Source organism: Rhizobium sp. ZK1 (genome assembly GCF_047782645.1).
Taxonomy (GTDB): Bacteria; Pseudomonadota; Alphaproteobacteria; order Rhizobiales; family Rhizobiaceae; genus Rhizobium.
This window is the reverse complement of record NZ_CP180587.1, coordinates 1,253,504-1,276,988: the sequence shown is the minus strand read 5'-3', so window position 1 is coordinate 1,276,988 and position 23,485 is coordinate 1,253,504. Positions and strand designations below refer to the sequence as shown.

Below are 23,485 nucleotides of genomic sequence, written 5' to 3'. Positions count from 1 at the left end.
AAGGTCAGGGAGCGCAATTTGGAGGATTGCGCTCCCACTGGCCTGCCGTCTCACCAGTCCAGGCGCAGGAGAGACACGCCTTGACGCGGCAGGGAGAAGTGCAGATCGACCTTGCCGTCCTTGACGGAAATCGAGGCCTTTTCGTCGATCTGTACGAGCTTTCCGGAGGCTTCGAGTTTGGCGTAATCGGCGCCCTGCGGATCCTGCGGCTTGCCCATTTCCTTCCAGACGCGGAAGGAGTTGGAATGTTGCTCATCCATCCGGAAGTGCTTGAGCGAGGCCGGTCGGTTGTCCCAGCCGTCGATGGAGAGGCTGACATTGGCAGCGGGGCCTGCCTCGTCGTCGTCATGATAGTGCCAGACGAGAACCGAGACACCCTTGTCGTCGCGGGTCGCTACAACATTGACGTCGGGCTTGTCGCGAACGCCGTGGCTCATGATGTCCTCGATATCGCGGCGATAATCGCTTTCTGATTCCAGCCATTCGCCGCCGAGTTTGCCGAGCATGCGGAAGCCGTTCAACACCGCCTTGTCGACGCCGTTGGTCGCCAGATCCCGGAAGCCGTCGAAATAGGGCTGGTCCTCGAAGAGGAAGGCCCAGGTAACCGCGCCCTCGATCTCGATATTGGCGCGACGCGACAGTTCATAGGTACGGATCATGCTCTCGACGACATAGACGCTGTAGAGCGGGCCGTTGCGATAGCCGTTTTGTGGATGAACGCGAGCCGAGCAGGCGGCGCACCCTTCAGGGTCCGATTCGCCGATGACGACGGGCAGATGCCGCAATTCCGGGAACTCGTTGATGATGGCGAGATTGGTCTCGATGTCTCGCAACTGCTTGTGCAGGCCCATGCGCACATGGCCGTCGAAGATGACCGGATTTCCTTTGGCATGGAAGGCGATGAAATCGAGCGGCGGCTTGTTTTCGACGACGTGGCGCAGGAAGGCTCGTAGAAAGGTCTGTGCCTTCTCATTGGCGAAAGCGCCGCAGGTGTGTGGTCCGCCGACGCGCGCCTTCGGCAGGGCGCGCTTCACGGCCCGTGCGCTCGCATCATACATGGCGCAGAATTCCGGGATCGTGCCGGTCCAGTAATGGCCGTCGGGCTCGTTCCAGACTTCCCAAGGCCACGAGGAAACGACGTCCTCGCCGTAGCGATCGGCCAGATGCCTCGCCCAGGCCTCGATCAGGTCGCCCCATTTCTTCAAGTCGTTCGGCGGGGCGGTCCAGCCGGTGGTGATCGTTGCGTAACGGTCGGCCGGCTCCCAATGATGCTTGTAGGGGCCGTCGAAATCGGAAAGCGCTTCCGGCGTGAAGCCGATCTGAATCAGCGGGATGTTGCCGGCTTCGACATAGGTGTCGAAGATCTGGTCGATGATCGTCCAGTCATAGACGGGATTGCCGTTGGCATCCTCTGTATAAGCATTGGTCGAGCCCCATTTCAGCGCTGGCTTGCCGTCGCCGCTCGTCAATAGATTATGCGCGCGGATGCGCGGCGCAACGGGGCTGAGCTCCGTCAGCTCTTTCAGGAGCTTCTTGCCATGCGGGGAATAGGTGTAGTTCGGCTCGTCATAACCGAACCAGTTCCACAGCGGCTTGTAAGGCCCTGTCGGCTTGCTGGCGTGAACGTTGATGGTCACGTCATAGGAACTCGTCATCGTCTTTTCCTCTTGAACGGTCACGCCTCAGCCTCCTCCCGAAGGCCAACCGACCAATATGGTGATGAGGTGCGGCTGTCTTGGGAGGGTGCCGCGCTCGTCGCAAAAGCTATGCGAAATGACCATTTTGTCAATAATATAAAAAGCCGCGCTTGTGAGGCGGTGAGAAAATGCCGGTAATTCCGAGTGTTTTTAGCGTTCTAAAAATTACCTGTTGCCGTTTGGCGAAAAATTGTCGATAAATGCTGTGGCGAAGCTGAACGTCTGGAGGAGTCATATGGATCTCTCGATCCCTATGCAGACGCTGTCGCCGGAACGCGATCGATAACGGATTACAGGAAGCGCCCGCTCGTGCGGGCCGAGGAGGAGGAGCGTCCGATGAAGTTCCCTAGATTTGCAGTGATTGCCCTATTGTCTCTCGCCGCCCTCCCTGCCTATGCGCAGGATTTCATTGCCGGTATTCCGCGCAACGAAACGCTGATCATTCAGGGCACGCCGCAACAGAATGCAGACTGGTTCAACGTGTGGGCGCCGGGTGGCGGCGGTGCTGCCAATGTCAACGGCCTGCAGCAACTGACGACCGACACGCTGTGGTTCATCAATCCTGAAGGCGGCCCTGATGCATGGCAGAATGCCCTGGCCACCGAGCCTCCAGCCTATAATGCCGATTTCACTCAGATGACGGTGAAGCTGCGCAATGGCATCTACTGGAGCGACGGTGTCGAATTCACCAGCGACGATGTGGTCTATACGGTGAAGACGCAGATCGACCATCCCGGCATGTCCTGGAGCGCGCCCTTTACCGTCAATGTCGCCAGCGTTGAAAATCCCGATCCGCAGACGGTCGTCTTCCATCTGAAGAAACCCAATTCGCGCTTCCACACGCTGTTTACCGTGCGCTGGAACGCCGCCTGGATCATGCCGAAACATGTTTTCGAAAAGGCCGGCGATCCGCTGTCGTTCAAGAACAACCCGCCGGTCTCGCTAGGCGCCTATGTTCTGCAGAGCTACGACAAGGGCGGCAACTGGACGATTTGGAAACTGCGCGACGACTGGCAGCGCACCTCGATCGGCATGGCCGCCAAGGAGCCGCCGCAGGTCAAGTATGTCGTCTATCGTGCCGCCGGAAATCCCGAGGCTCGCGTCATCGAGCAGCGCAATCACAATCTCGATGTGATCAATGACATGGCGCCCGAGGGCATGTTTGCGATGATGCGCGACAGCAAGAGCGTCGCCTCCTGGCTGAAGGGTTTCCCCTTCGCCCATCCCGATCCGACCCTGCCGTCTGTGCTGCTCAACACGAAGAAAGCGCCCTTCGACAACAAGGATGTCCGGTGGGCGCTGGCGCTGATGATCGATATCCGCGCAGTGGCGTTGGGTTCTTACCGTGGCGCTGCCAATCTTGCTGCCCTTGCCACGCCGCCGACGGGTTCGGCGCCCGATGATTATTATGCGCCGATGCAGGATTGGCTCACCAATTTCGAGCTCGATACCGGCAGCCGCAAGATCAAGCCCTATGACCCCAACATATCCGCCCAGATCGCTACTATGGTCCGCGGCCAGTGGGGCGATCAGATCCCGACCGATCCGAAACAGCTTCAGCGCACCTTCGGCTTCGGCTGGTGGAAGCAGGACGTTCAGGCCGCAGGCGAACTCTTACAGAAGGCGGGCTTCAAGAAGAGCGGCAAACAATGGCTGAAGCCTGACGGTACGCCGTTTACAATCCGCCTGCAGGTGGAAGGCGACGCCATCCCGACACTGGCGCGTGCCGGCACGGTCATCGCCCAGCAGTGGAGCCAGAACGGCATCGCCACAAAGGTGGATGTTGCCGGTCCGACCAACGGCCAGCGCCTGAGCACCGGCGATTACGAAGCGGCGATCTACTGGAGCATCGAAACCTGGGGTGGTCATCCGGATCTGTCCTTCTTCCTGGACAGCTACCATTCGGAGTTTATCAAGCCGCTCGGCCAGATCCAGCCGCCGCGCAACCTTCAGCGCTGGCAGGATCCGCGCCTCGATCAGATCATCGCGAAGAACCGATCCATTGCCTTCGATTCTCCTGACGTCACCAAGGTCGGCCAGGATTTCCTGAAGCTCGCCGTCGAGGAGATGCCGATGATCCCGCTGATGGCCTATAACAAGTTCGCTCCGTTCGACACGACCTACTGGACCAACTATCCGAGCGCTGAGAACCCCTATTCGGCTTCGGGGCCGAACTGGTCGAACATTCGTTACATGGTCGTCGGCCTGAAGGCCAACCCGGACGCTCCCAAGAACTGACAGCGTCGACCTGCGGAGTGGCCGGGCAGCCGGCCGCCCCTTTCTGCTATTGGAGGGTGGATGCCATGAATGGCTTTCTGATCTATGCGGGCAAGCGTTTCCTGCAGTTCCTTTTCGTCGTTATTACCGGCATCACGCTTGCGTTCCTGATCGCACATTTCTCGCCGGTCGATCCGGTGGAGCAGACCGTGTCGCTGCTGACGAGCTTCGGCTCGACCGATCCGCAGGCGGTCGAAATCCTGCGCCAGTCGCTGCGGGAGCTCTATGGAACGGGCGGCCCGCTTCTCGATCAGTATTTCACGTTCTGGGGGCGGGTGTTGACTGGCGATTTCGGTCCCTCGCTGTCCTCCTTCCCGACGCCTGTCATGACCGTGATCGGCCGCGCCTTGCCTTGGACTGTCGGCCTTCTGACGCTCGCGACCATCATCGCCTGGATCATCGGCAACCTGCTCGGCGCGCTTGCCGGCTATTTCCGAAACAGCCGGCTGCTCAAGCTCGCCGGCATCGTCATCATGGCGCTGCAGCCGATCCCGACCTACATTATCGGCCTCAGTCTCGTCATTCTCTTCGGTTTCATCTGGCCGATCCTGCCGATCAGTGACGGCGCCCAGGTCAACCTTGCGCCGGCCTTCAACTGGGCCTTCATCAGCTCGGTGATCGAGCACGGCATCCTGCCGGCGCTGACCCTGGTGCTCGTGGGTATCGGCGGCTGGTTCATCTCCATGCGCTCGCTCGTCTCCAACATCGTCACCGACGACCATGTTATTTATGCCGAGCTTGGTGGCGTGCGCTCAAGCCGCATCTTTTCGCACTATGTGGCCCGCAACGCCATGCTGCCGCAGGTCACGGGCCTGGCACTCAGCCTCGGCAATGTCTTCGGCGGCGCCGTCATCGTCGAATTCGTCTTCAATTACCCTGGTATCGGCAAGCTCCTGATCTCGGGCATCTATTCTGGCGATTACAGCCTGGTGCTCGGCGTGACGACCATTGCCATCATTGCCGTCGCGTCCGCCGTCTTCTTGATCGACATCATCTACCCGCTGATCGATCCGCGCGTGAAACTGGGATAAGTGCGATGTTCAAGATCCTTAGAGACCTGCTCCGCTACAACAAGGAATTCCTCTTCGGGACGATCCTGATTCTGATCATTGTCGGGTTGATCGTCTCATCCTTCTTCTCGCCCTATGACGAGACGGCCATCTATGTCGTGATCCCCGATATGCCACCGTCAACCGAGTTCTGGTTCGGCACGACGTCGCGCGGACAGGATGTCTTCTGGCAGATCGGCGCGTCGCTGCGCAATACGCTCATCTTCGGCATCATCGTCGCCGTCATCAGTCGCCTCGTTGCGCTGGTCGTCGGCCTGGTCTCAGGTTACATCGGGGGGCGCACCGACCAGGTCATCATGGGCATCAACGATACGCTCGGCGCGCTGCCCAATATTCCGATCCTGCTTCTTCTGGTCTTCGTACTGCGTGACCAGATGACATGGTCGATGCTCGCAATCGTCGCGGCCCTGCTCGGCTGGACGCATGACAGCCGCCTCATCCGCTCCGTGGCGCTCTCGCTGCGCCATCGGGAGTTCACCCGGCATGCGGTCTTTTCCGGCATGCGCACGTCGCAAATCCTCATCCGCGAGCATCTTCCCTATGTCATGCCGATTGTCTTCTTCACCACGATGAACAACCTGATCTGGGCGATCGGCCTTGAAGTGACGCTCTCCATTCTCGGCTTTTCCGACATCAACCGGCCGACCGTCGGCGGCATGATCTATTGGGCCAATGCCCATTCCGCCATGGTCGCCGGTGTCTGGTGGTGGATCGCCTTCCCGATGCTCTTCGTAGTGATCCTCTTCCTCGGCCTCTTCATGCTCGCCATGTCGGTCAACGAATATATCGATCCGCGCTCGCGGCTCGCCCGGATGGGAGCCTGAGACGATGCAGAACCTTTTGAGGAAAGCGCCCTTGACCCTCGTCGAAAATTCCCGGGACGCGCTGACGATCGACGGGCTGAAATGCTATTACGTCAACGACTATTTCGGCGTGCGGCGCGAGATCCGCGCGGTCGACGATATCAGCCTGACGGTGCGCAAGAACGAGATCTACGGCATCGCCGGAGAATCTTCGAGCGGCAAGACCTCGCTGATCAAGACGCTTGCCGGCGCCATTCGCCCGCCGATGCGTGTCGTCGGCGGCACGGTCAATTTCAACTTCGGCGGGAAGCAGATCGACGTCTATGGCGAGCCGCAGAAAATGAAGGCCGCGCGCTGGCGGCACCTGTCCTATATCATGCAGGGCTCGATGAACGTGCTGAACCCGGTCCGGCGTGTGAAGCATGCCTTCAACGATTTTGCCTCCCAGCATATGGATCTCGATCCAGTCGCTTTTCGTCAGCGTGTCGAGGCGCATCTTGCCCGCCTGCATCTCGACCCGCATGTGCTCGAAGCCTTTCCGCATCAACTCTCAGGCGGCATGCGCCAGCGACTGACTATTGCACTGGCGACCGTCTGTGAACCGGAATTCATCATTGCCGACGAGCCGACGACGGCGCTCGACGTTTTGGTGCAGCAGGATGTTCTTGCGCTGATCAAGGAAGTCCAGACGCGCATGCAGGCCTCGGTCATCTTTGTGACACACGATATGTCCGTGCATGCCGCGATCACCGATCGCTTAGCCATCATGTATGCCGGGCGGCTTGCCGAAGAAGGGCCGACCCAGGCGATCTTCGACAATCCGCAGCATCCCTACACGGTTCATCTGATCGGCAGCCTGCCGCGGATCGGCGATACGAAAACCAGAAAGAGCCTGCAGGGCAAACCGCCGGCGCTTTCCAATCCGCCGCCCGGGTGCCGCTTCCACCCGCGGTGTCCGATCGCGATCGAGAGATGCTCGAAAGAAGTGCCCGTCATGCAGCCAAGCGCGACCGGCGGGCGTGTCGCCTGTTTCAGGGCAGGGGAGTATAAGATCCAATGAGTGGCGAACACCTTCTCGAACTTGAGAACGTCACCAAACTGTTTCCGATCGGCGGCTTCTTCTCGCGTGCCAAGATGGCGGCGGTCAACGACGTCAGTTTCGCGCTTGAGACCGGCCGGCCCGAGATTTTCACCATTGTCGGCGAATCCGGCTCCGGCAAGTCCACGCTTGCCAAGATGATTCTCGGCAGTGAAAAGGCCGACCGCGGCACGATCCGCTTCGATGGCGCCGATATCGGCGATATTCGCAGTCGCAGTGCCCGCGAAGCCTTCATGGCCAGGGTCCAGCCGGTTTTCCAGAACCCGTTCGAAGCCTTCAACCCTCTGACGCGCATCGACGAATACCTGTTTGCCACCGCTCATCGTTTCAAGGGTGCCAAGAGCCGCGCTGAGAGGGAGGCGCTTGCCGACGCGGCCCTGCAGCGGGTCGGCCTCTCCATTGCGGAGGTCCGCGGACGTTATTCGCACGAATTGTCGGGTGGCCAGCTTCAGCGCATTGCGGTGGCGCGTGCGCTCATTCCGGAACCGAAGCTGATCGTCGCCGACGAGCCGGTCTCGATGGTGGATGCGTCGCTGCGCATGTCGATCGTCAATCTTTTCCGCGAACTGCGTGATACGCTCAAGGTGTCGATCATCTACATCACCCACGATCTGGCGACGGCCTATTACATCGCCGATCGGGTCATCATCATGCGCAAGGGCGTGGTGGTGGAAAGCGGTGACGCGCGCGCTGTGCTCGACAATCCTCAGCATGAATATTCGATCGCGCTGAAGAATGCCGTCTTGCCGCCCGATCCGCATGAGGCGTCGGCGATCATTCGCCAGCGCCAGCAGGAGGGCGCATCGGTGCCCCGGAAGATTGCGCGCGCCTGATCCCCTGATGGTCAGAGCTTGGCCGTACCCGACAGAAGGTGCAGCCAAGCCGTGGTCTCAAAAGGTGCGGAAACGCAGGTTGGCTGCAGAGAGCTCGCTGACGGTGGCGCAGCCCATGAGCTTCATGCCGCGCTCGATTTCCGTTCTCATCTGCAGGAGCGCCCGTTCGACGCCGGCCTGACCGGCGGCGGCAAGCGGGAAGAGGTAGTAGCGGCCGACGCCGACGGCCTTGGCGCCGAGCGACAGGGCCTTCAGTACATGGGTGCCGCGCTGAATGCCGCCATCGACCATGACATCGATACGGTCGCCTACGGCATCGACGATTTCCGCAAGCTGGTCGAAGCCGCTTCGCGATCCGTCGAGCTGACGTCCACCGTGATTGGACAGCACGATACCGGTGCAGCCGATATCGATGGCGCGCTTGGCATCCTCGACTGTCATGATGCCCTTCAGGCAGAACTGTCCGCCCCAGGTCTTCACCATTTCTGCAACGTCGTCCCAGTTCATGGCGGGATCGAGCATCTCGGTGAAATAGCGGCTGATCGACATGGTGCCGCTGCCCATGTCCACATGGCTGTCGAGTTGCGGCAGGCGGAATTTTTCATGCGTGAAATAATTCATCGCCCAGGCCGGTTTGACCGCAAATTGCGCCATGCCAGCGAGATTGAGTTTGAAGGGAATGGCAAAGCCGGTACGCTTGTCGCGCTCGCGGTTGCCGCCGGTGATGCTATCGACCGTCAGCATCATCACCTGGACGCCTGCCTGCTTGGCCCTCGCCATCATTTCGCGATTGAGGTCGCGATCCCTGTGGAAGTAGAACTGGTAGACCTGCGGCCCGCTGCTGATCTGCCGCGCTTCTTCCAGGCTGATCGTCCCGAGCGATGAGACGCCGAACATCGTGCCGAATTTGCCGGCGGCATGGGCAACCGCCCTTTCGCCCTCATGATGGAAGAGCCGCTGCAGGGCCGTCGGCGAACAATAGACCGGCATCGCGAGTTTCTGTCCCATGACGGTGACCGACATATCGACTTCGCTGACGCCGCGCAGCACGCTTGGAAGAAGATCGCAGCTTTCGAAGGATGACGTGTTGCGCCTGTAGGTCACCTCGTCATCCGCTGCGCCGTCGATATAATTGAAGATCGGCCCGGGAAGGCGTTGTTTGGCGAGGCGGCGGAAGTCATGGAAATTATGGCAGTCTGAAAGGCGCATACTCGTATCCAATCGAGGGCTGGCATGTCATGCCTCCGCATGTGGCTCAGCCGATGAACGGCCGCGAGACCTCCTCGTCTTCGCGATCCATGACCTATGGGATACGATTATTATCGCACCAATCTCAAGCTCTCTTGAGTGCGCTCCCGTCGCCTCCTCGGATAAATATGCAATTTTTCCGACAGGCCTTCGAGATCTGATCAGCGACCAGCTTTGACCGCGAGCCAAATGACGTGCCGTGCTCCGCCGCGCTTGCCGTTGGCACGCGTATTGACCGCATCGACGGCAAAGCCACTATCCTTCAGCCGGCGGGTGAAGGATGGATCCGGTCCGGAGGACCAGACCGCGAGCACGCCGCCAGGGCGGAGTGCTTCGCGGGCGGATTTCAGGCCGGCGAAATCATAAAGCCGGTCGTTGGATTTGCGGGTCAAGCCATCGGGGCCGTTATCGACATCGAGCAGGATGGCGTCATAGCTGGCCTTGCCGGCGCGGATAGCTTCCTCGACATCTCCCTGATGGATTGCGACACGCGGATCGTCGAGGCATCCCTTGAAGACCTCGGCCATCGCACCGCGCGCCCAGGCGATGACCGCAGGCACCAGTTCGGCAACGACGACGCTTGCATCTTCTGGCAGGATCGCGAGCGCAGCCCGCAGCGTAAAACCCATGCCGAGCCCGCCGATCAGGATTTTTGGCTTTGGATGCGACTTGATGCGGTCGTGAGAGAGCGTGGCGAGCGCTTCTTCGGAACCGCTGAGCCGGCTGTTCATCAACTCGTTGGCGCCGAGCATGATCGAGAATTCGCTGCCGCGCTGTTTCAGCCGCAACTCACCGCCTTCGCCGGGAATGGTCGCGGAATCGAGTTGGATCCAGGGGAGCATGGCAGTTTCGTCTCGGTAAAGGGGACCGTCCACTAGCATAGGCCGGCAGCCGATGCCAACAAACCTCTCTCAGACCACACGCATGAAATGGTCCGCCTCATATTCGACCACGGCCCTTGCCGATGCGGTCGCAGATTGCAGCGGTCGACGAAGAGGCCGAGCAGGGCCGTCTGACAATCTTTGAAATGTGATCCGCCTCAGAGCCCGGCGCCTTTCCACAGGGCATGAAAATGGTGGACTGGCCCATGGCCGGAACCGACCGTCAATTCGCCCGCAGCCGCGACCGCTTGCGCAAGATAGGCCTTGGCGGTTGCGACCGCCATCTGCGGCGAAACGCCCTTGGCAAGCTCCGCAGCAAGGGCGCTGGACAGGGTGCAGCCCGTGCCATGCGTATTCTTCGTCGGCACACGCCTGGCTTCGAACCAATGAAGACCGGAAGCGATCGACAACACGTCCGGGCTCTCGTCGCTTTCGAGATGGCCGCCTTTGACCAGCACGGCAGCGGGACCAAGTGCCCGGAGGCGCTCGGCCTGTGAGGCCATCTGCTTACGGTTTTCGGCACACTCTTCGTGCAGCAGCGCGGCGGCTTCCGGCAGATTTGGGGTGAGGAGCGTAGCGAGCGGCAGCAGATGCCGTGTGAGCGCATCGACGGCTTGCGGGTCGAGGAGGGCCGCTCCTCCCTTGGCGATCATGACGGGGTCGACGACGATGGGGATGCCGCGATGGGGCGCCAGCGCCTCGGCAACCGCTTCGGCGATGCCGGCATTGGCGATCATGCCGATCTTGACGGCATCGACGCGAACATCGGCAAAGACGGCCTTGATCTGCTGGGCGACGAAATGCGGCGGCACGAGATGCACGCCGGTCACACCCAGCGTGTTCTGCGCCGTCAATGCCGTCAGCGCCGCCATGCCATAAACGCCACGGGCGGAAAAAGCCTTGAGATCGGCCTGGATGCCGGCGCCGCCGGATGGGTCGGAGCCGGCAATGGACAAAACGTTGCGGATCATCGGCTGACCTTTCTGATTTCAGCGGCAATGCGAAGCGTCGCAGCCTTCGGATCGGGCGTACCGCAGATCGCTGAGACGACAGCGAGCCCATCGGCGCCTGCTGCAAAGACGGAAGCGACATGCTCGCTCTTCAGGCCGCCGATCGCAACTGTTGGAACGGGTGCAGCCTTTACCAGTCTCGCCAGCCCGTCAAAGCCGATCGGCTGCTTGTGGTCCGTCTTGGTTGGGGTGGCAAAGACCGGTCCGATACCGGCATAATCGACGATACCGGGGTCTATTGCCGTTGCCAGAGCTTCGGTCTCCACCGACAGGCCGAGGATCATGTCCGGTCCGATCATCGAACGTGCGGCGGCCGGCCCCGTATCGTCCTGGCCGATATGTAGCCCGTCGGCTCCGATTGCAACGGCCGCCTCCACATCGTCATTGACGATCAGCAGCGCGCCTGTACCCTTCAGGACCTCTTTCAGGGCAAGACCGGTTTCCACCATTCTTGCCCTTCCGCCATGTTTGTCGCGAAGCTGCACCATGGTCGCACCACCCGCGACGGCGAGCCGCGTCGTCTCGACCATGCCGATAGCGGCGCAAAGATCGGGATCAAGGACCAGGTAGAGGGAAAGATCAAAGCGTTTCATGTGACATTGATCCTGACTTTTGCATCCAGTGTCGGGCCGTCAAGCGCGGCGAGTGCGTCGAGGAAGCGCCAGGAGAAGGAGCCCGGGCCGGCAGCGTCTTTCGCCGCCTCTTCGCCGGCAACCGCGAAGGTGGCGAGAGCCGCAACTGCGGCTGCAAAGGGATCGTCGGCAATGGTTGCGGCAAAGGCGCCGGTGAGGCAGGTCAGCGAGCAGCCGAGTGCAGTGACCTGCGGCATCAGCGGCGAGCCGCCTTCGATGCGCAGCGCTTGTGCGCCATCAGTCACGAAATCAACGACCCCGGTGACAGCGACGACTGCGCCATGCCGTTCAGCGAGCAACCGGGCAGAAGCCTCGGCCTGCTCCACCGGGTCACGGCTGTCGACGCCCTGGCCGCGGCTTTCGCCGCCGGCAAGCGCGATGATCTCCGAGGCATTGCCGCGGATGATCGTCGGGCGAAGCGCCAGCAGATCGGCAACCGCCTTGCGGCGGAAGCCGGTCGCGTAGTGGGCGACCGGATCGAGAACCCACGGCTTGCCGCCTGCATTCGCAGCACGTGCTGCTGCCTGCATGCCGTCGATCCATTGAGTGGAGAGCGTGCCGATATTGACGGTCAAAGCGCCAGCGATCGCAGCAAATTCTCCGGCCTCCTCGGCTGCATGAACCATGGCAGGCGACGCCCCGGCCGCAAGCACCACATTGGCGGCGATGTTCATGGCGACATAATTGGTGATGCACTGCACGAGCGGCGGCTTGGCGCGCATGGCCGTCAACAGTGCTCCGGGTGTCTTGTTCTCCATAGTACCCCTTTCAGGCGGGGCAGGCGCGGGAACGATCATGCAAGAGAGCAGACTGCCACCCGAGCGACTCCCTCCGCCGGCATTATCCGGTTCAGGTTCGAAGGGTGCTTCTCAGCCCGTTCTTGCAAACGGGCGCCCCTGTCTCTCAACGGCACTCTTTCTTGCAGAGAATAGTGCCGCTGTCACTGGCAAAATGACGGTTTTACGAAGGCGACACACTCCTGGCGCCACAGCGTTGTTTGGAGCTTGCCAACCTCTCGCATGGTCTCCTAAAAGCCCCCGCGGTTGAGCTTGGCAAGCCCGATCCAATCAACGCAGCGGGGCCGGAAGCAGGTTAGCCGTAAAGTCCTGATAGGAAACCGGACGCAGGAACCTGTAGATCGCCAATGTCCCGACCGATGTCGACCTGCCGTCGGCGGTTGCCGGGTAGGGGCCGCCATGCACCATGGCGGGCGATACTTCCACCCCGGTTCCGAAGCCATTCACGAGCAGTCGTCCAGCAAGCATTTCCAGCTTGGGCACGAGGCGCCTTGCTTCCGGCTCGTCTTCGCTGGCGATGTGGAGGGCGACGGTCAACTGGCCTTCGAGGCCGTCGAGGACGCGCTCGAGTTCTGCGAGATCGCGGCAGCGCACGATAAGGCCGGCCGCGCCGAAGACCTCGTCCTGAAGTTCGTGATGCGCGAGGAATGCCGCAGCCGTCGTCTCGAAGAGAGCAGCAGTGCCTTCGAATTCACTGCCCGGCTTGCCATTTGCGACGAGGCGGACCTCCGGATGCTTTTCCAGCCGGGCGACGCCATCACAGAATGCCTTGGCGATAGAGCCCGTCAGCATTGTCTGCGCGTCGACATCGGGCAGAAGCTCCCGCGTCTTGGCAATGAAAGTATCGAGACCTTCGCTATCGACGGCGAGAATGAGGCCGGGATTGGTGCAGAATTGTCCGGCACCCAGGACCAGCGAGCCTACAAAAGACGTTGCAATCTCTGCCGCGCGGCTTTTCAGGGCGTTGGGGAAGAAGATAACGGGGTTGATGCTGCTCATTTCGGCATAGACCGGGATCGGCTGCTTGCGCTCGGAAGCGATCTTCATCAGCGCTGTGCCGCCGCGGCGCGAACCTGTGAAACCGACTGCCCGAATTCTTGCATCGGCGACGAGCTTCTGTCCGACCTCGAAGCCGGTATCGAAGAGGAGCGCGAAGGTGCCGACATGCAGGCCGGCCTTGGCGACGGCACGTTGTACGGCCCGGCCTACAAGTTCCGACGTGCCCGGATGGGCAGAATGCGCCTTGACGACAACAGGGCATCCAGCTGCGAGCGCAGATGCCGTGTCACCGCCGGCAACGGAGAAGGCGAGGGGAAAGTTCGATGCGCCGAAAACCGCCACGGGGCCGAGGGGAACGTTGCGTAGGCGCAGATCAGGCTTCGGAACAGGCTTGCGGGACGGATCCGCGCCGTCGAAGCGAAGCTCCTGGAACCGGCCTTCACGAACCTCCTTTGCAAACAGCCGAAGCTGTCCGATCGTGCGGCCCCGCTCGCCCTCGATCCGTCCGCGCGGAAGTCCGGTTTCTGCCACTGCACGGACGACCAGCTCATCGCCGATCGCTTCGATTTCGCTGGCAATCGTCTCAAGAAAGGCTGCCCGCGTTTCCAGGTCGGTTTCCCGGTAGGAGGCGAAGGCCTCCCATGCAAGCTTGGTCGCCTCTTCGACGTCTTCTGCTGAGGCGCCACCGAAAGAAACGGGCAGAGCCGCGCCGGTGGCTGCCTCGACGCCATAAAGCTCGCCGCGCGTGCCGCGCTTTTCCGATCCCGCAACGAGCAGGCTTCCATTGATAGTCATAATGGGGTTCCTTTCAAAAAGATTCGGCATCTATATAGGCGTTCGCTTTCTCATTTTCACGACATCTTTACCCAATGGTCCGGGAAAATGGGTAGCCTCGACACCGACCTTGTTGCCCAGGTGGCTGCTACCATTGTCGTCTCATCAGCCAAGTCCTGCGGTTCAAAGGGCTCGTGGCGGCGAGGACGTAGCAGTGGACCAAAGAGCTGCTGGCGCGAAGGGACGAAGCGCTGGCTCGAGACGCTTCGCAAGCGTCTGATCAGGGTGCGGAAAACCGCGCCTTGATCAGTTCGTGGTCCGCGATCGCCACGCCATCGGCATCGACGGCCGGAACGGTCACGGCATCGCTCACCACAAGGCCGCGCGTGAACAGCCAGTCGAGCCGGGCGAAGGGCGGCTGTGGCACGCCGTCCGGGCCGGCGCGGCGCGTATACGCGAAATCATTGCCCGTTTCCCAATGGTAGCCGGCTTCAGCAAGCAGGCCGAAAAGAGGCTCATGTGCTCGCGGCTCGCGTGAGCCACTGGGGAGCATATTGGTATTGAAATCGCCGCCGATCACGACGGGCAGGTCGCCGGCGAGCCTTTCGACGGCCTCAATCAGCCGCCTCGTCTGCCTGGCGCGATCCTCGACATCGGTCTTGCTTTCCAGATGGACGCTGACGGCAAGGATCGGTCCGAATGCGGTTTCGACCTTCGCGGCAATTGCCATACGTCCGCCGATGCGGCCCTGGCCGTCCTTCGCATCCGTCCACCATGTGCCACCGTCATCGAGACGGATGAGTGCCGCGTCCTGCAATGGCAGGTGAGAAAGCAGTGCATTGCCATGGAAGCCGACTGAATTCGTCTCCCACTTATGCCGTTCGCGCTCGCGGGAGTTTCCAAGACCGAGTTCCACGAATTCCACGCCGAAAACATAGGACATGCCGAGATCACGAGCGAGATCGGCAACCGTATGACGGTTGCCGGCACGCGCCATGCCAAGATCGGCCTCGCTCAGAAGCAGGATATCGGCGCCGCTCTGGCGCACGAGTTCAACGGAGGGGGCATGATACTTCAGCCGCTCGGCATTCCACGCCGCGACGACGAAGCTGTTGCCAATATCGCTGCCGCCGGAGATCTTCGCTACTTCGATGGTCGCAAGCGCCGGCAGGATTGCTGCGAGCCTGTCATGTTCAGCCTGCGTCATGTCCGCGGAACGCGCCTCATCGAAAAAGGCGACCGAGGGAACGGCAAGGACCTCCACGGCGACCGCAACGAGATTGCGATCGCCGGCGGCGAGATCAGAGAAGCTCATCACCTCTGCCAGGCTCAGGCATCGACGGTGGCAGCGCCCGTGGGAGCCGGAGCAACGAGGACTGCGCCGGTGTCGGCCGAATAGAGATGGATCGAATCCTGGTCGATCGCGATGCCGATGCGGTCGCCCGTCTTCAGTGAGACCGAACCGGTCATGGCGACGGCGAAAGGCAGGCCATCGAAATCGGCATGCACGACGCGGCTCGCGCCGAGCTCTTCGATGAAGTCGGCGGTCGCAACGAGCGCGCCCGGCGCATCCGGAGAGACGAGGCGGGCGGCTTCGGCGCGCACACCGAGAACGACGCGCTGGCCGGCAAGCTGCTTGCCGCGCTCGTTGGGAAGAGCGACCATCCGGCCTTCATCGTAGATGAAGACACCGTTTTCGTTGACGCGGCCTTCCAACAGGTTCATTGCCGGCGTCCCGACGAAGCCGGCAACGAAACGGCTTGCCGGATAGTGATAGACTTCTTCCGGCGTGCCGACCTGTTCGACATAACCGGAGTTCATGACAATGATACGGTCGGCGAGCGTCATCGCCTCGTTCTGGTCATGGGTCACGAAGATCGAGGTGGCGCCGAGGCGGCGATGCAGGCGGCGGATTTCCGCACGCATGGCGATGCGCAGTTTTGCGTCGAGGTTGGAGAGCGGCTCGTCGAAGAGGAAAACCTTCGGCTCGCGGATCATGGCGCGGCCCATGGCAACGCGCTGGCGCTGGCCACCCGAGAGTGCTGCCGGACGACGCTCGAGGAAGGGTTCAAGGCTGAGTGCCTTGGCGACTTCGGCGATGCGGCGGTCACGCTCGGCCTTCGGCACACCGGAAACTTTCAGCGCATAGCCGATGTTTTCGGCGACACTCATATGCGGATAGAGCGCGTAGTTCTGGAAGACCATGGCGCAGCCGCGTTCGCGTGGCTCAAGCTGGTTGACCACGCGACCGTCGATGGCGATTTCGCCGCCGGAGATTTCTTCCAGGCCGGCAATCATGCGCAAGAGAGTGGACTTGCCGCAGCCGGACGGGCCGAGGATGACGATGAATTCGCCCGACTGGATTTCGAGATCGACGCCGTGAACGACGGCGTTCTTGCCATAGCTTTTCTTCACGCCACGGATGGAGATCGGTGCCAAGGGTCTGTTCCTTTCACTTCTCGGTGGAGATTAGGCCGCGCACGAACCAACGCTGCATCAGGATTACGAGGATCAGCGGCGGCGACATGATGATCAATGTTCCGGCCATCGCGACGTTCCAGTCGGGCAGGCCGAATTCGGAGGGGATGAGTGTCTTGAGCTGCGTGACGGCAATGCCGAACTTCGGATCGGTGGTGATCAGCAGTGGCCACAGATACTGGTTCCAGGCCCAGACGAACATGATGGTGAAAAGTGCAATCATGTTCGGGCGTGACAGCGGCAGCAGCACGTCCCAGAAAAAGCGGACCGCACCTGAGCCATCCATCTTCGATGCTTCGGCAAGCTCATCGGGAACCGTCAGGTAGAATTGGCGGTAGAGGAAGGTACCGGTCGCGGTGGCGACCATCGGCAGTACGAGACCCGGATAGGAATTCAGAAGACCCCATTCAAGCTTGATCTGGATGCCGGTGACCTGCGCGACAAGCCAGCTGATACCGGTGACATCGAGGATCGCCTGGAAGGGCTGAAGCGCATTGGCGGCGATCGAATAGGTCGGGACGATGCGCACCTCCAGGGGCAGCATCAGCGTGATGAAGATGATCCAGAAGATCAGATAGCGGCCGCGAAAGCGGAAATAGACGATCGAGAAGGCGGCCATGGCCGAGAGCAAGACCTTGCCGGCGCCGACCGTGGCAGCGAAGATGACGCTGTGAAACAGCTTGTTGCCGAGATCGGCACGAACCCAGGCTGTCTGTACGTTCTCCCAGAAATGGCTGCTCGGAACCAGCGGCAGCGGCACGTGGTTGACGGTCTCTAGATCGAGTGTCGATGCGACGACGACGATCAGGAAAGGCAGGAGTGCGATCACCAGGCCGAGTGCGAGCAGGGTGTAGCAGACAAAATTGAATATTGGCGTGCGTTCGATCATGTTTGCGACCTCACTTGTAGTGCACGCGCCGCTCGATGAAGCGGAACTGGAAAATGGTGAGCAGGATGACGAGCCCCATCAGGATCATGGATTGGGCCGCGGCACCCGAATAATCGAGGCCCCTGAAGCCGTCGAAATAGATCTTGTAGACCATGAGATCCGTGGCGCGCGCCGGACCGCCCTGGGTCATTACGTCGACGATACCGAAGGAATCCTGGAAGCTCTCGGTGATGTTGATGACCAGCAGGAAGAACAGGGTCGGGGTCAGCAGCGGCAGTTGGATATCCCGCATGCGGCGCAGCGGCCCCGAGCCGTCCATGGCGGCCGCCTCGATCAGCGAGCGTGGAATGCCCTGCAGTGCCGAAAGGAAGAAAATAAAGTTGTAGCCGATATATTTCCAGGAAAAGGCGATGACGACGGCGATCATGGCATCCTTGCCGTCAAGCGCCGGGTTCCAGAGCCCGGGCCAGACGTGGTTGATGACCGACAGAAGACCAGCCTCCGGCGCCAGGATGAAGCGGAAGGCGAGGCCGAGAGCGGGAGCGGCAATCGCATAGGGCCAGATGAAGACCGACCGGTAGATCTTGTGGCCGCGCAGTTCACGATCCGTCAGAAGCGCCAGGATGAGCGCCAACCCCATAGCGATAACAGTCGAACTGAAGCCGAAGATCATGCTGCGGGTGACGGAGTCCCAATAGATCGGATCGCTCAGCAGCAGTTTGAAATTGTCGAAACCGACCCAGGCGTTGCCGCCGCCCCATGGCTGCTCGAGCGTGAACGCCCAATACAGCGCCTGCGCGCTTGGCCAGTAGAAGAAGACGAAGATCAGCAGCAGCATCGGGAATGCGAAGAGAAGGCCGATCGTCGTCGAGGAGAAAGTGACGCGCTTTTCCATGAGTGGTCGTTTTCGTCCTGGTTTGGTTCTGGCGCGGGCGGCGATCTCGCTTCCGCAGCCTGTAGGGAATGTGCAAAGCCGCACCCGGCACGCCAAAGCGGCCGGGTGCGGCTCATATCAGTCGATCAGGGGAGCTGAACGCCCTTGTAGGTCTGCTGGAAGCGACGCAGGAGCTGGTTGCCGCGGTCAGCAGCAGAGTCGAGCGAAGCCTGGACATCGGCATTGTTGACGAAGATTGCCTGCAGGCCGTTCGCGATTTCGGTGCGGACCTGGAGAAGGCCACCGAGACGGATGCCCTTGGCAGACGTGTCGCCGGCCGGGGAAGCGGTGAGGCTCTGAATGGCAAGTTCGCGACCGGCATAGGGAGCCTTGTCGTAGAAGCCCTGTTTCTTCAGGTATTCGAAGCCAGAGTTACGAACCGGGATATAGCCGGTAACCGTGGACCAGGTGAGAGCTTCTTCCGGCTTTGCGATGAAGTTGAAGAAAGCAGCGGCAGCCTTGTATTCGGCGTCCGAATGACCCTTCAGAACCCAGAGCGAGGCGCCGCCAACGTAGGAGCTGTGGCGGGTTGCGTCGCCATAGGTCGGGAGCATCGAAACGCCCCAGTTCATGCCCTGCTTGGCGGTACGGCCGACGTTGCCATGGTCGCCGACGGACGTCAGGATGACCTGGCAATCGCCAGCAGCGAAGGCTTCAACGAAGGTCTGGCCGACAGCCTTGTTCTTGATGACGGCGAGCTTGTTGTCGTACCAGGACTTCAGGTCCTTGACGTAGCTGACGAGCATCGGGTTCTTGTTGAACACCAGTTCGGCGTCGAGGCCTTCAAAGCCGTTCTTCTTCGTAGCGATCGCTTCGCCGTTGACGGCTTCGAACTGCTCGACGTACTGCCAGACTTCGTTGTTGGAGATGTCGAAGCCGAGCGGGCAAGCGTAGCCAGCGTCCTTCAGAGCCTTGAAGTCTTCGCCTGCTTCCTTCCAGGTCACCGGAGCATGGTCCTTGCCGATCTTGGCGAAGGCGTCCTTGTTCCAGTAGAGCAGCGCCGTCGAGGAGTTGAAGGGGAAGGAGTACATCTCGCCCTTCGACGTTGCGTAGTAGCCGGCGATGCCGGAGAAGTAATCGTTCCAGTCAACATTGTAGCCCATGTCCTTCATGAGCTTGTTGGCCGGGTAGTAGGCGCCCGAAAGCATGATGTCGAGCGTACCGGCATCCGAAACCTGAGCGATGGTCGGCTGTTTGCCGGCGCGGAAGGCTGCGATCGTGTTCTGCAGCGAGGCGTCGTATGAGCCCTGGCTGGTGCAGACGACTTCATAATCGCCCTGGGACTGGTTGAAACGGTCGCACTGTTCCTGAACGCGCTTTGCGATGTCGCCCGAGTTACCGAACCAGAAATCGATCTTGGTCTTTTCGGCGGCGGCGGCAGGACCAGCAGCAAGGAAGGCTGAAGCGAGAAGGGCGCCTACGGCGCCGAGAAGCTTGGCTTGCATGAGAACCCTCGAAAAATAGGACGCGCCCCCTCTTGAGCGCACGCCCTATTAACTGGTTCAATTTGCGGTAACCAATGAAGTTTCTATGACATGAATAGAGTAGAAAACTTCTGTCACAAAATATTCATGTCGTAATTTCCTGAACATTCCGTGAGTGGCTGATAGATTAATTTCCCGCGCTTCGTCGTTGGTATCGGCTATATTTCAAATATATATAAAATATAGCTGAGCCAGCGAAAGCATATGGCGCTATTCAATTCTGTTAATAGATTTTATTATTAGGTTTATTTCGAAATCTCACGGAGGCCTAATCAAGAACAACCTGTCGCCAGAAGATTTCGACCTCGAAAATAGCTTTGCACAGCTGTGCGTTGAGCTATCGAAATGCGCCATTTGATATTCATTGCGCGACATTTCGGCTATTTTGCTTGTTTATTGGGCGCTTCCGGCGTCGCTGAACTGTGCCATTCACGGCCTTGCGACGCCAGAATGCGTTTCGCCAGTTTCAGATGCGGCAGGTCGAGCATGCGCCCGTCGATCTGGATAACGCCGATATCGGGTGAGACGGCAAAGGCGGCCACAACTTTTTCAGCCCAGGCGATTTCCGCTGCATCCGGCGTGAAGGCGTGGTTGATCGCTTCGACCTGGCTCGGATGGATCGCCATCATGGCAGAGAAGCCGTCGCGCCGCGCGCGGGCCGCGTAGGCCGTGAGGCCGTCGAGATCGCGGAAATCAGGAAAGACGGTTTCGATGGCAGGAATGGCGGCGGCGTGAGCGCCAAAGAGAACGAGGGAACGGGCGAGTTCGTAGGGCGCGGTATAGCGCCCATCGGCCTCTCGGGCAGTGGCCGCACCGATCGCGGCAGGCAGATCTTCCGCGCCCCAGGTCAGTCCGCAAAGATGAGACGCGACATCCCGGTAGCTGCCGATCTCGAAGATGGCCGCTGGCGTTTCAGTCGCGATCGGCAGGATGAGAGCGGAGGATGAGAGGCGGCTTGCGAGCTGGCGCACGGATGCCGAACCTTCCGCCTTCGGCAGCATGATCGCGAAGGGAGCAAGATCGCTGAGTGCAGCAAGATCGTCCTCGAAGGAGGGCGAGGCGAGGGGATTGATCCGGATGACAAGAGCGGTATCGGCCGCGCGGCGCATGGTGAAATCGTGCACGGCATCCCGCGCCTTCGGCTTGTTCTGTATGGAAACGGAATCTTCCAGATCGAGGATGACAGCATCGGCACCCGAGGCGACCGCTTTGTCGAAACGCTCCGGCCGATCGCCGGGCACGAAGAGCAGCGAGCGCAGCCTCATGACGGTTTCACCTGCAGCATGGCAGTGCGCAGGCACTGGCAGACGATCTCGTTTTTCTGGTTCAGCGTGATATGTTTGAACGTGATGATCCCGGCATCGGGCCGGGAGTTGGAGCGGCGCAGTTCCATCACCTCAGTTTCCACCCGCAGCGTATCGCCGATGAAGACCGGTTTCGGCATCGTGACCTTGTCATAGCCGAGATTGGCGACCAGTGTTCCAAGCGTCGTATCGCCGACCGAGAGGCCGACAGTGAGCGCGAAGGTGAACGTGCCATTGACGACGATGCGGCCGAATTCCGTGCCCGCCGCATAATCGGCATCGAGATGCAGCGGCTGCGGGTTATGAGAGAGCGTCGTGAAGAGCAGGTTGTCGGTTTCCGTGACCGTGCGGTGGATCTCGTGAACAATGCGGTCGCCGACCGTCCACTCGTCAAAATAACGGCCGGCCATCAGTCCTCTCCCTTTATGACGGTGACGACGAGCTGATTCTCGGAGACCCTGGCGCCCGCAGAGACAGGCAATTTGCCGACGATGCCGTCGAAAGGCGCGCGCAGCGTATGTTCCATCTTCATCGCTTCCACTGTCAGCAGCCGATCGCCCTTGGCGACATGGTCGCCTTCCGCAACATCGACCGAGATGACAAGGCCCGGCATGGGCGAGAGGATCGCGCCATCGCCAGCGCCTTGGTGCGCCTCGACTTCACTTGCGACGGGCAGGCCGATCGGCCAGGCATTACCGGCATCGAAAAGGACCATGGTTTCGCCGAACCTGATAGCATTGGTTTCGAGGCTGGGCCGGACACGGCCCCAATAGAGATGATCGCCAACGCGGACGCGCGTGCGGCTATCGCTTGTGCCGGATATGCGCAGGCCGGAAAGCGCGGACCAGGGATCGGTCTCGCCCTTTACTGCCAGCGCCGTAGCGGCCTTGTCGATCGTCACCGCGTCAGGCTCTTTTGGAAGCAGGGTCTCGCCGTGACGATCGAGGAAACCGGTATCGACCTTTGCTGCGCGGAAATCCGCATCGGCGGCGACGCGGGCCAGAAGTCCGGCATTGGATTTGACGGGCCAGACTTCGATATTTTCGCAGGCTTTGGCGAGTTTGGAGAGGGCGATTTCACGGTTCGAACCGTGAGTGATGATCTTGGCGATCATCGGATCGTAGAAGGCGGTGATCTCGTTGCCTTCCTCGACGCCGCTGTCGATCCGGACATGTTCTGGCAAATGCAAATGATCGAGCCGGCCGATCGAGGGCAGATAGCCGGAGGCAGGGTTTTCGGCATAAAGGCGAGCCTCGAAGGCCCAACCCTTCATCGTGATGTCTTCTTGTCGCTTCGGCAGCGGCTCACCTGCGGCGACCTTCAATTGCCACAGCACCAGATCCTCGCCGGTGATGGTTTCGGTGACAGGGTGCTCGACTTGAAGTCTCGTGTTCATCTCCATGAACCAGATGCGATCCGGACGCAGGCCCCGCGAAGCATCGGCAATGAATTCGATGGTGCCGGCCCCGACATAATCCACGGCTTTCGCTGCCTTGACCGCTGCTTCGCAGATTGCCGCACGGGTGGCGGCATCGAGGCCAGGGGCAGGCGCTTCCTCGATCACCTTCTGGTGCCGGCGCTGCAGGGAGCAGTCGCGCTCGAAGAGGTGGACGCAATTGCCGAAGCGGTCGGCGAAGACCTGTACCTCGATATGGCGTGGATTGGTGATGTAGCGCTCGATCAGCACGCGTTCGTCGCCGAAGGAGGATGCTGCCTCGCGGCGGCAGGAGGCAAGCAGTTCAGTAAAGTCTTCTCGACGGTCGACCCGGCGCATGCCTTTGCCGCCGCCACCGGCGACGGCCTTGACGAGTACGGGATAACCTGTCGCATCCGCCTCGGCAGCAAGCCGTTCGTCGCTCTGATCCTCTCCCATATAGCCCGGCGTGACCGGCACGCCGGCTGCCTGCATCAGTTGCTTGGCGGCATGCTTGAGCCCCATGGCGCGGATTGCGGCAGGTGGTGCACCAACCCAGATGATGCCGGCATTCTCGACCGCTTCCGCAAAATCGGCATTCTCCGAGAGGAAGCCGTAACCGGGGTGAATTGCGGCAGCCCCGGTCCTGTGGGCAGCCTCCAGAATGCGCTCCTGCGAAAGATAGCTTTCGCGCGCCGGGGGCGGGCCGATGGCGACCGCCTCATCTGCTTCCCTCACGAAGGGTAGGCCGGCATCGGCTTCGGAATAGACGGCGATGGTTCGAATGCCGAGGGCTTTCGCCGTGCGGATGATGCGGCGGGCGATCTCGCCCCTATTGGCAATGAGCAGGCTTTCCATCATT

The 23,485-nt window shown here is 60.7% G+C and carries 20 protein-coding genes and 1 riboswitch; of the genes, 5 read left to right on the top strand and 15 right to left on the bottom strand.

Annotated elements, in window-relative coordinates; all coding sequences use genetic code 11:
- Positions 1–50: 50 nt before the first annotated feature.
- The gene (locus tag ACK9YZ_RS28425) at positions 51–1,679 is read right to left on the bottom strand and encodes a GH39 family glycosyl hydrolase (protein ID WP_416066935.1); all 1,629 of its coding nucleotides are present in this window, start codon (positions 1,677–1,679) and stop codon (positions 51–53) included.
- A 354-nt stretch (positions 1,680–2,033) separates the two neighbouring features.
- Between ACK9YZ_RS28425 and ACK9YZ_RS28420 the strand changes: the two genes are divergently transcribed.
- From ACK9YZ_RS28420 to ACK9YZ_RS28400, 5 genes are all read left to right on the top strand, one after another.
- Positions 2,034–3,935, top strand: a complete 1,902-nt coding sequence (locus ACK9YZ_RS28420) for an ABC transporter substrate-binding protein (protein ID WP_216760346.1) — start codon at positions 2,034–2,036, stop codon at positions 3,933–3,935.
- 65 nt (positions 3,936–4,000) lie between these two features.
- The gene (locus tag ACK9YZ_RS28415) at positions 4,001–5,005 is read left to right on the top strand and encodes an ABC transporter permease (protein WP_416066934.1); all 1,005 of its coding nucleotides are present in this window, start codon (positions 4,001–4,003) and stop codon (positions 5,003–5,005) included.
- Between the two features lie 5 nt (positions 5,006–5,010).
- Positions 5,011–5,868 carry an ABC transporter permease gene (locus ACK9YZ_RS28410; RefSeq protein WP_216760348.1) on the top strand — a complete coding sequence of 286 codons (858 nt, stop codon included), beginning with the start codon at positions 5,011–5,013 and terminating at the stop codon, positions 5,866–5,868.
- A 4-nt stretch (positions 5,869–5,872) separates the two neighbouring features.
- Positions 5,873–6,907, top strand: coding sequence for an ABC transporter ATP-binding protein (locus tag ACK9YZ_RS28405; protein WP_216760349.1), 1,035 nt, complete (start codon positions 5,873–5,875; stop codon positions 6,905–6,907).
- On the top strand, positions 6,904–7,779 hold the full coding sequence (locus ACK9YZ_RS28400) for an ABC transporter ATP-binding protein (protein WP_216760350.1): 876 nt from the start codon (positions 6,904–6,906) through the stop codon (positions 7,777–7,779). Before ACK9YZ_RS28405 ends, ACK9YZ_RS28400 begins: the two co-directional genes overlap by 4 nt.
- A gap of 57 nt (positions 7,780–7,836) precedes the next feature.
- On the opposite strand, the gene ACK9YZ_RS28395 is transcribed toward ACK9YZ_RS28400, so the two are convergent.
- The 14 genes from ACK9YZ_RS28395 to ACK9YZ_RS28330 all read right to left on the bottom strand — a co-directional run bounded on the left by ACK9YZ_RS28395 (position 7,837) and on the right by ACK9YZ_RS28330 (position 23,484).
- A complete protein-coding gene (locus ACK9YZ_RS28395) occupies positions 7,837–8,988 on the bottom strand; it encodes an alpha-hydroxy acid oxidase (RefSeq protein ID WP_416066933.1) in 1,152 nt (383 codons plus the stop codon).
- A 200-nt stretch (positions 8,989–9,188) separates the two neighbouring features.
- The gene (locus tag ACK9YZ_RS28390; RefSeq protein ID WP_216760352.1) at positions 9,189–9,869 is read right to left on the bottom strand and encodes a spermidine synthase; all 681 of its coding nucleotides are present in this window, start codon (positions 9,867–9,869) and stop codon (positions 9,189–9,191) included.
- A gap of 197 nt (positions 9,870–10,066) precedes the next feature.
- Positions 10,067–10,879: a bifunctional hydroxymethylpyrimidine kinase/phosphomethylpyrimidine kinase gene (thiD, locus tag ACK9YZ_RS28385; RefSeq protein WP_416066932.1), complete on the bottom strand. Its 813-nt coding sequence runs from the start codon at positions 10,877–10,879 to the stop codon at positions 10,067–10,069.
- A complete protein-coding gene (gene thiE, locus ACK9YZ_RS28380; RefSeq protein WP_416066931.1) occupies positions 10,876–11,511 on the bottom strand; it encodes a thiamine phosphate synthase in 636 nt (211 codons plus the stop codon). Before thiE ends, thiD begins: the two co-directional genes overlap by 4 nt.
- Positions 11,508–12,308 carry a hydroxyethylthiazole kinase gene (gene thiM / locus ACK9YZ_RS28375; RefSeq protein ID WP_416066930.1) on the bottom strand — a complete coding sequence of 267 codons (801 nt, stop codon included), beginning with the start codon at positions 12,306–12,308 and terminating at the stop codon, positions 11,508–11,510. Before thiM ends, thiE begins: the two co-directional genes overlap by 4 nt.
- 51 nt (positions 12,309–12,359) lie before the next feature.
- Positions 12,360–12,458, bottom strand: a riboswitch (TPP riboswitch).
- Positions 12,459–12,617: 159 nt separating this feature from the next.
- Positions 12,618–14,141 (bottom strand): aldehyde dehydrogenase (NADP(+)), encoded by a 1,524-nt coding sequence (locus tag ACK9YZ_RS28370; RefSeq protein ID WP_416066929.1) that lies wholly within the window; start codon positions 14,139–14,141, stop codon positions 12,618–12,620.
- Positions 14,142–14,400: 259 nt separating this feature from the next.
- Positions 14,401–15,435: an endonuclease/exonuclease/phosphatase family protein gene (locus ACK9YZ_RS28365; RefSeq protein WP_416066928.1), complete on the bottom strand. Its 1,035-nt coding sequence runs from the start codon at positions 15,433–15,435 to the stop codon at positions 14,401–14,403.
- Between the two features lie 14 nt (positions 15,436–15,449).
- The gene (gene ugpC, locus ACK9YZ_RS28360) at positions 15,450–16,559 is read right to left on the bottom strand and encodes a sn-glycerol-3-phosphate ABC transporter ATP-binding protein UgpC (protein WP_416066927.1); all 1,110 of its coding nucleotides are present in this window, start codon (positions 16,557–16,559) and stop codon (positions 15,450–15,452) included.
- A 13-nt stretch (positions 16,560–16,572) separates the two neighbouring features.
- On the bottom strand, positions 16,573–17,487 hold the full coding sequence (locus tag ACK9YZ_RS28355; RefSeq protein WP_416066926.1) for an ABC transporter permease subunit: 915 nt from the start codon (positions 17,485–17,487) through the stop codon (positions 16,573–16,575).
- Between the two features lie 10 nt (positions 17,488–17,497).
- Positions 17,498–18,382 (bottom strand): carbohydrate ABC transporter permease, encoded by an 885-nt coding sequence (locus ACK9YZ_RS28350; protein ID WP_216760360.1) that lies wholly within the window; start codon positions 18,380–18,382, stop codon positions 17,498–17,500.
- A 125-nt stretch (positions 18,383–18,507) separates the two neighbouring features.
- Positions 18,508–19,866, bottom strand: a complete 1,359-nt coding sequence (locus tag ACK9YZ_RS28345) for an extracellular solute-binding protein (RefSeq protein ID WP_416066925.1) — start codon at positions 19,864–19,866, stop codon at positions 18,508–18,510.
- A gap of 419 nt (positions 19,867–20,285) precedes the next feature.
- Positions 20,286–21,170 carry an HpcH/HpaI aldolase/citrate lyase family protein gene (locus ACK9YZ_RS28340; RefSeq protein WP_416066924.1) on the bottom strand — a complete coding sequence of 295 codons (885 nt, stop codon included), beginning with the start codon at positions 21,168–21,170 and terminating at the stop codon, positions 20,286–20,288.
- On the bottom strand, positions 21,167–21,619 hold the full coding sequence (locus tag ACK9YZ_RS28335; protein WP_416066923.1) for a MaoC family dehydratase: 453 nt from the start codon (positions 21,617–21,619) through the stop codon (positions 21,167–21,169). Before ACK9YZ_RS28335 ends, ACK9YZ_RS28340 begins: the two co-directional genes overlap by 4 nt.
- On the bottom strand, positions 21,619–23,484 hold the full coding sequence (locus ACK9YZ_RS28330; RefSeq protein WP_416066922.1) for an acetyl/propionyl/methylcrotonyl-CoA carboxylase subunit alpha: 1,866 nt from the start codon (positions 23,482–23,484) through the stop codon (positions 21,619–21,621). Before ACK9YZ_RS28330 ends, ACK9YZ_RS28335 begins: the two co-directional genes overlap by 1 nt.
- Position 23,485: the final 1 nt, after the last annotated feature.

What these genes read in the sequence shown, in the direction of transcription:
- ACK9YZ_RS28420 (WP_216760346.1), top strand. Translation starts at nt 2,034, where the DNA reads ATGAAGTTCCCTAGATTTGCAGTGATTGCCCTATTGTCTCTCGCCGCC.
- ACK9YZ_RS28415 (WP_416066934.1), top strand. Translation starts at nt 4,001, where the DNA reads ATGAATGGCTTTCTGATCTATGCGGGCAAGCGTTTCCTGCAGTTCCTT.
- ACK9YZ_RS28410 (WP_216760348.1), top strand. Translation starts at nt 5,011, where the DNA reads ATGTTCAAGATCCTTAGAGACCTGCTCCGCTACAACAAGGAATTCCTC.
- ACK9YZ_RS28405 (WP_216760349.1), top strand. Translation starts at nt 5,873, where the DNA reads ATGCAGAACCTTTTGAGGAAAGCGCCCTTGACCCTCGTCGAAAATTCC.
- ACK9YZ_RS28400 (WP_216760350.1), top strand. Translation starts at nt 6,904, where the DNA reads ATGAGTGGCGAACACCTTCTCGAACTTGAGAACGTCACCAAACTGTTT.
- ACK9YZ_RS28395 (WP_416066933.1), bottom strand. Translation starts at nt 8,988, where the DNA reads ATGCGCCTTTCAGACTGCCATAATTTCCATGACTTCCGCCGCCTCGCC.
- ACK9YZ_RS28390 (WP_216760352.1), bottom strand. Translation starts at nt 9,869, where the DNA reads ATGCTCCCCTGGATCCAACTCGATTCCGCGACCATTCCCGGCGAAGGC.
- thiD (WP_416066932.1), bottom strand. Translation starts at nt 10,879, where the DNA reads ATGATCCGCAACGTTTTGTCCATTGCCGGCTCCGACCCATCCGGCGGC.
- thiE (WP_416066931.1), bottom strand. Translation starts at nt 11,511, where the DNA reads ATGAAACGCTTTGATCTTTCCCTCTACCTGGTCCTTGATCCCGATCTT.
- thiM (WP_416066930.1), bottom strand. Translation starts at nt 12,308, where the DNA reads ATGGAGAACAAGACACCCGGAGCACTGTTGACGGCCATGCGCGCCAAG.
- ACK9YZ_RS28370 (WP_416066929.1), bottom strand. Translation starts at nt 14,141, where the DNA reads ATGACTATCAATGGAAGCCTGCTCGTTGCGGGATCGGAAAAGCGCGGC.
- ACK9YZ_RS28365 (WP_416066928.1), bottom strand. Translation starts at nt 15,435, where the DNA reads ATGAGCTTCTCTGATCTCGCCGCCGGCGATCGCAATCTCGTTGCGGTC.
- ACK9YZ_RS28355 (WP_416066926.1), bottom strand. Translation starts at nt 17,487, where the DNA reads ATGATCGAACGCACGCCAATATTCAATTTTGTCTGCTACACCCTGCTC.
- ACK9YZ_RS28350 (WP_216760360.1), bottom strand. Translation starts at nt 18,382, where the DNA reads ATGGAAAAGCGCGTCACTTTCTCCTCGACGACGATCGGCCTTCTCTTC.
- ACK9YZ_RS28345 (WP_416066925.1), bottom strand. Translation starts at nt 19,866, where the DNA reads ATGCAAGCCAAGCTTCTCGGCGCCGTAGGCGCCCTTCTCGCTTCAGCC.
- ACK9YZ_RS28340 (WP_416066924.1), bottom strand. Translation starts at nt 21,170, where the DNA reads ATGAGGCTGCGCTCGCTGCTCTTCGTGCCCGGCGATCGGCCGGAGCGT.
- ACK9YZ_RS28335 (WP_416066923.1), bottom strand. Translation starts at nt 21,619, where the DNA reads ATGGCCGGCCGTTATTTTGACGAGTGGACGGTCGGCGACCGCATTGTT.
- ACK9YZ_RS28330 (WP_416066922.1), bottom strand. Translation starts at nt 23,484, where the DNA reads ATGATGGAAAGCCTGCTCATTGCCAATAGGGGCGAGATCGCCCGCCGC.